Below are 3,452 nucleotides of genomic sequence, written 5' to 3'. Positions count from 1 at the left end.
ATAGATTTAATGATGCTGCTCATATACTATACAACTTTTTCTGGAATGACTATTGTGCTTGGTATCTTGAAATTATTAAGGATAGATTTTATCATTCTGATGATATTTCAATAAAAAGAACTGCTAAATATCTGATGTTGAATGTATTGGATTACTCTGCAAGGATGCTTCATCCTATTATGCCATTTATTACAGAAGAGATTTGGCAACGAATTCAGAAATTTTGTTCTGACTCTACAGCTGAATCAATTATGCAAGTATCATTTCCAGTTGCAGACAAGGAGCAATTGTTCCCAGAAGATGCTAAGAAAATGGAGCTGATAATTAAGGTTATTACATCAATAAGAGGGATTAGAAAAGATATGAATGTCCCTCCCGGAGAAAAAGTTGAGATTGTTATAAAGGTTGTCAACGGTGGTAAAAGATTAATTCTTCAAGATAATCGGCATTATATAAAGATTATGGCTAAGGTATCGGATATTTATATTGGGGATGATGTTGTTAAGCCCTCAAAATCTGCAACAACAGTTATTGATGATATTGAAATTTATATGCCCTTAGCTGGAGTTATTGATTTGGAAAAGGAGAGAGACCGTCTTCTGAAAAAACTATCTCAAGTTGAAAGTAATTTGAATAATTGTGTAAAAAAATTGAATAATAAGGATTTTATAAATAATGCACCCCAAGATGTTGTACAGAGAGAAAGAGAGCGAAAAGAAAATTTGGAAATTACTTCTGAAAAATTAAAAGCAAATATCGCTTTTTTAGAATAATCCTTGATACCTTTTTATCAACTTTGACAAAGTAGTAAAATGATGTTAATTTATTTTATGAAGCGAAAGTGGCGGAATTGGCAGACGCGCTGGACTTAGAATCCAGTCCCGATTTATCGGGATAGGGGTTCAAATCCCCTCTTTCGCACCTCCCAATTTATCGGGATAGGAATGAAAATCAAAAGGAGATTTCTTGATAAAATCAAATTTAGAAAAATTAAGTGAATGTAAAAGAAAACTGAATATTGTAATTTCAAAAGAAACAGCAAATAAAGATTATCAATCAACAGTTAGAAAATATCGTAGTTATGCTATTCTGCCAGGTTTCCGAAAAGGCAAAGCACCTATATCAATGATAGAAAGCATATATAAACAACAAATCAAAGCAGGTTACCTTGAGGAATATATTCCTAAATATTATAGGCAAGCATTATTGGAATTAGAGAAGGAAAAAATTTTTCCGATAAATCAGGGCGCTTTAGAAAATTTTGATTGGAGTCCCGGTGAAGACTTAAAAATAGATTTTAAATTTGAAGTTAAACCTGATGTTGAATTAAAAAAGTATAGAGACTTTGAAATTCCCTTCAAACCAGAAAAGGTAACTAAAATGATGATAGAAAATGAACTGAAAAGATTACAGCAAACCTATGCAAAAATTATTGATAAAGAATCCTCAGCAGAAGTTAATGATTTGATATATTATCAAGTTGAAAAATATGATGATAAAAAAGTTTCAAAGCAAGAAGAAATTTCTTACAGGCTCGGAACTAAAAATTTTGGAGAAAAATTTGATAAGGACCTTACAGGTGCTAAATTAGGAGATGTTATAGATACTACCATTGAACTTTCTCCAACTTCATCCTTCGTCCCGAAGACCCCCGATTTAAGCGGGGTGGGACTACGGAGAACGGGAAAACCTGAAGAAAAACTCACTGAAATAAAAGTATCCCTTAAAATAAACTCTATTAAGAAGATTGAACTGCCAGCCTTAGATGATGAATTTGCAAAGGATGTTGGAGATTATAAATCCTTAAAAGATTTAAAAGCAGAAATAAAAAAGGGATTTGATGAACAGGTTAAAATCAGAAATGAGAACAAAAAAAGTTCATTAATTTTACAAAGAATCATTGAAGTAAATCCATTTGAATTGCCTGAGTCAATAGTTAATGATTATGTCTCAAAAATGGTAAATCAATCCGAAAATAGAAATCATCCGCAAGCTGGCGGACAGGAAAATATTAAAAAGATGGAAAAGGTTTACAGGAAGTACGCTGAGAATGAATTTCGTGTTTATTATGTTTTGGAAAAATTACGGGAGCTTGAAAAGGTTGAAGTAAATGACGATGAGATTGAAAATGAAATAAAGAAAGCTGCGAATAGTATGAATATGGATATTGAGCAATATAAAAAATTGTATAAAAAACAAATTAATAAGGATGCTATAAAGATGAACCTTATTAATGAAAAAATATTGAAGAATATTGAAAACACAGTAAGATTTGTGTAAAAAACCTGTCTGCCGATAGGCAGGAATGATGAGGTTATATGAAATTAATACCTATGGTTATTGAGCAAACTGGAAGAGGTGAAAGAGCCTATGACATCTATTCCAGATTACTAAAAGATAGAATCATATTTATAGGTTCAATAATTGATGACAGTGCTGCGAATACTATAATTGCTCAACTTCTTCATTTAGAAGCAGATAATCCAAAGAATGACATTTTTATGTATATCAATTGTCCTGGAGGAATTGTTACTTCTGGTTTAGCAATATATGATACAATGCAGTATATTAAACCGAATATATGCACTATTTGTATTGGTCAGGCTGCAAGTATGGGAGCTTTGCTGCTCGCTGCTGGCACAAAGGGAAAGAGGTCTGCACTCCCTAATTCCAGGATTATGATTCATCAACCTTTAGGCGGTGTTCAGGGACAAGCTGTTGACATTGAAATCCATGCAAGAGAAATTGTTAAAAGTAAGGATAGAATTAATAGAATATTACATAAACATACAGGGCAGACTATTGAGAAGATTGAAAAAGATTCAGATAGAAATTTCTTTATGAGCGCAGAAGAAGCTAAAAAATATGGAGTTATTGACGAAGTAATTGTAAAAAGGAAATACTAGTGAAAATAGATGGTTAATTGTTATATTTATGAGCATAATTGTAAAATCTTCTAAAAATATCCAACGGGGTAAAGTTTGTTTTTGTCACGAGATTTCTAAACGGGAATTAAAATATCAAAGACAAGTATCTATTCCAACTTATATATGATGAGATTAAATTTGACGAAGGCTTGCGTTTGGATGTTCTTGTGGAAGAACTTATAATTTGTGAGTTGAAAGCTGTAGATGAAATGAATCCTATTTGGGAAGCGCAATTACTTAGTTATTTAAAATTAACCGGTAAGCGTCTTGGCTTTATTATTAATTTTAATGTTCCTCTCATAAAAGATTGGATTAAAAGAATTATACTTTAATTTCTTAGTGCCTTAGTGTCCCAGATTTAATCGGGGATTGTGGCTTAATAATTATAAAAGGAAATAAAAATGGATGAATTAAGATGCTCTTTTTGCGGGAAATCGCGAAGCGAGGTAAAAAAACTTATTCGTGGTATTAATGGTAATATCTGTAATAACTGTATTTCTATTTGTTATACAATTCTTGAGAAGG

5 protein-coding genes and 1 tRNA gene are annotated in these 3,452 nt (G+C 31.7%); all 6 read left to right on the top strand.

From position 1 onward, the window contains the following. A partial coding sequence (locus U9R23_00450) for a class I tRNA ligase family protein (GenBank protein ID MEA3474909.1) occupies positions 1 to 773 on the top strand: 773 nt, incomplete at its 5' end. Between the two features lie 62 nt (positions 774 to 835). After that, a tRNA-Leu gene (locus U9R23_00445) sits at positions 836 to 921 on the top strand. A gap of 45 nt (positions 922 to 966) precedes the next feature. Then, positions 967 to 2,280, top strand: coding sequence for a trigger factor (gene tig / locus U9R23_00440; protein ID MEA3474908.1), 1,314 nt, complete (start codon positions 967 to 969; stop codon positions 2,278 to 2,280). A 38-nt stretch (positions 2,281 to 2,318) separates the two neighbouring features. Beyond that, entirely contained in the window at positions 2,319 to 2,906 is a 588-nt protein-coding gene (gene clpP / locus U9R23_00435; GenBank protein ID MEA3474907.1) for an ATP-dependent Clp endopeptidase proteolytic subunit ClpP, read from the top strand. A gap of 170 nt (positions 2,907 to 3,076) precedes the next feature. Further along, the gene (locus tag U9R23_00430) at positions 3,077 to 3,259 is read left to right on the top strand and encodes a GxxExxY protein (GenBank protein ID MEA3474906.1); all 183 of its coding nucleotides are present in this window, start codon (positions 3,077 to 3,079) and stop codon (positions 3,257 to 3,259) included. A 69-nt stretch (positions 3,260 to 3,328) separates the two neighbouring features. After that, on the top strand, positions 3,329 to 3,452 hold a 124-nt coding region (locus tag U9R23_00425), incomplete at its 3' end, for a ClpX C4-type zinc finger protein (GenBank protein ID MEA3474905.1).

The organism is Candidatus Cloacimonadota bacterium, assembly GCA_034722995.1.
In the GTDB taxonomy this organism is placed as follows: Bacteria; Cloacimonadota; Cloacimonadia; order JGIOTU-2; family JGIOTU-2; genus JAGMCF01.
Note: the sequence above shows the minus strand (reverse complement) of the source record. Positions and strands in the feature narration are given on the sequence as shown.